The 2,650-nt window shown below is 76.5% G+C and carries 2 protein-coding genes and 1 pseudogene; 1 reads left to right on the plus strand and 2 read right to left on the minus strand.

Going from position 1 to position 2,650, the window contains the following annotated elements; all coding sequences use genetic code 11:
* Positions 1 to 566, plus strand: a pseudogene (locus AB6N24_RS22965) (hypothetical protein); the annotation flags it as partial.
* Here the strand turns inward: AB6N24_RS22965 and AB6N24_RS22970 are convergent.
* Both AB6N24_RS22970 and sucB read right to left on the minus strand, forming a co-directional pair.
* A complete protein-coding gene (locus tag AB6N24_RS22970) occupies positions 550 to 1,440 on the minus strand; it encodes a TIGR01777 family oxidoreductase (protein WP_412871674.1) in 891 nt (296 codons plus the stop codon). The pseudogene AB6N24_RS22965 and the gene AB6N24_RS22970 overlap by 17 nt on opposite strands.
* Before the next feature lie 153 nt (positions 1,441 to 1,593).
* On the minus strand, positions 1,594 to 2,650 hold a 1,057-nt coding region (sucB, locus tag AB6N24_RS22975; RefSeq protein ID WP_412871675.1), incomplete at its 5' end, for a 2-oxoglutarate dehydrogenase, E2 component, dihydrolipoamide succinyltransferase.

The raw sequence follows: 2,650 nt of genomic DNA on the forward strand, positions 1-2,650 counted from the left end.
CGCGCCGGGTGCGTGCGGGGGCGGTCGCCGCGGTGGTCGTGGTCGCGGTGGGCGCTGCCGCGCTGGTCTCGACTCGCCCCTGGGTCTCGGGCGACCCGGCGACCGCCGGTGCGGCCGGGACCAGCCGCCAGGCGGAGGCCGAGGCGGCGGCACGCGAGCTCACCGAGCGCCGCGGCGAGGTCCTCGTGGCGGGCGACGCGGCCGCGCTCGACGAGGTCGAGGTGCCCGGTTCCGCCGCCCACGCCGCCGACACGCAGCTGCTCGACCGGCTCGCCGCGGAGGGGCTGCGGCTCGCCGGGCTGAGCGTGGTCGTGACGGGGTCCGCGCTCGTGGGGGAGACCGCCCCGGCACCAGCGACCGCAGGGTCCGGCGAGGCCGTGGACGGCGACGTGCACGTGCGCGTGACGAGTGCCACCTCGGCGCACCAGCGCGTCCGCGTGGACGGGTCGGTCCACACGGAGGTCCCCGCGGCGCCGGAGCGCGCGGTCGTGCTCGTCCTTCGCGAGACCCCGTCGGGCTGGCGCGTGACCGAGGTCCGTGCCCCGGAGGTCAGTCCTTCGCGGTGACGTACGCCGCCGCCGAGCCGATGTCGGGATGCACGTGGGTGAAGCCGCTGTCCGCGAGCCTGCGCGGCACAGCCCGGACCGACCCCAGGATCTCCTGGGAGAAGTCTCCGAGCCCGAGGCGCACGGCCCACGCCGGGACGGGCACGACCGCGGGGCGGTGCACGGCACGGGCGAGCGCGGACGTCACCTCGGCATTCGTCGCCGCGGTCGCGACGAGGTTCACCGGCCCCGCCACGGGCGCCTCGAGCAGGTGCAGGACGGCCCGGACCTCGTCGGTGAGCGTGATCCAGCTCCAGTACTGCCGGCCGGAGCCCAGCGGACCCGCGATCCCTGCCCGGACGAGCGGCATGATGCGTGCCAGCGCACCCCCGCCCCGCGAGAGGACGATCCCGCTGCGCAGGTGCGCGACGCGCACGCCCGCGCGCGCGGCGGGGGCGGTCGCCGCCTCCCACTGCCGCACCACGCCGGCGAAGAACGTGTCGCCGAGCGGCTCGTCCTCGTCGAGCACGTCGTCGCCGCGGTCCCCGTACGCGCCGATGCCGGACGCCTGCAGCAGCACGGGCGGTGGTGCCGCGAGCCCCGCGAGGGCTGTCGCGATCAGGCCGGTCGTGCGGGTCCGGGAGAGGATCACCGCCCGCTTGCGGCTCTCGGTGAGCCGGCGCGTCCCGACGTTGACGCCGGCGAGGTTGATGACGGCGTCGGCCCCGGCGAGCGCCTCGGGGTCGAGCCGCCCGGCGTCCGGGTCCCACGCGACGTCCTCGGGGTGCTCCGGCGTCCCGCGGACGAGGCGGTGCACGGTGTCGCCGCGCCCCCTCAGCTCGGAGACCAGGGCGGTGCCGATGAGGCCGTGCGATCCCGCGACGACGATGCGCATGCGCTCACCCTAGGGAGCGGGCGGCGAACCTGCCGGGGGAGCGGCGCGCGCGCTCGCGCTCGGACGCGCGGGTGGACTCCCGCCCGCGCGAACGACGGCGCCCGGGCACCCGCAGCGGCGGGTGCCCGGGCGCCGGGCGTCATGCTGGGCGGGTCAGAGACCGACCTCGGCCTCGAACGCGCCCTCCTCGATGCGGGCCTTGACCGTCGCCAGGTAGCGCGACGCGTCCGCGCCGTCGACCAGGCGGTGGTCGTACGACAGCGACAGGTAGCACATCGACCGGATGGCGATGACCTCGCCGCCGTCCGCGTCCTTCGTGACGACCGGGCGCTTGACGATCGCGCCGGTGCCGAGGATCGCCGACGTGCCGCCCGGGACGATCGGGGTGTCGAACAGCGCCCCGCCCGAGCCCGTGTTGGTCACGGTGAACGTCGCGCCGCTCAGCTCGTCGGGCGTGACCTTGTTGTCGCGCGTGCGAGCCGCGAGGTCGGCGATCTTGCGGGCGATGCCGGCGAGGTTGAGGTCGCCCGCGTCCCGGATCACCGGCGTGAGCAGCCCGCGCGGGGTGTCGACCGCGATGCTGACGTTCTCGTGCCCGTGGTACGTGATCTGGTTGCCCTCGAGCACGCCGTTGACCTTGGGGTGCACCTTGAGCGCCTCGACGGCCGCGAGCACGAAGAAGGGCAGGAACGTGAGGTTCACGCCCTCGCGCGCCCGGAAGCCGTCCTTGGCGCTCGCCCGCAGGCGCGCGACCTTCGTGACGTCGACCTCGATGACCGTCGTGAGCTGCGCCTGGCTGTGCAGCGCGTCGACCATGCGCTCGGCGATGATCTGGCGGAGCCGGCTGGCCTTCTCCGTCGTCCCACGCAGGGGCGAGACCTCGACCGCAGCGGCCGGCTTGGACGCGGCGGGTGCAGCGGCCGGGGCCTGGGCTGCGGCCGCGCCACGGGCCGCCTCCTCCGCCTTGGCGGCCGCCTCGAGGACGTCCTCCTTGCGGATGCGCCCGCCCACGCCCGTGCCCGTGAGGGTCGCGACGTCGACGCCCTTCTCCGCCGCGAGCTTGCGCACGAGCGGGGTCAGGTACGTGCCCGACGCGCTCGGGGCGGGGGCCGCCGGCGCGCTCGGTGCGGGTGCCGAGGTCTCCTGCGGTGCCGGTGCCGGTGCCGGTGCCGCTGCGGGCTCGGCGGCCTGCTCGGCGGCGGGCTGCGAG

Origin of the sequence: Cellulomonas jepli (assembly GCF_047229345.1) — a bacterium.
In the GTDB taxonomy this organism is placed as follows: Bacteria; Actinomycetota; Actinomycetes; order Actinomycetales; family Cellulomonadaceae; genus Cellulomonas_A.

Bases quoted from the DNA above. Each gene is read 5' to 3' on its own strand.
- AB6N24_RS22970 (WP_412871674.1), bottom strand. From the start codon at position 1,440: ATGCGCATCGTCGTCGCGGGATCGCACGGCCTCATCGGCACCGCCCTG.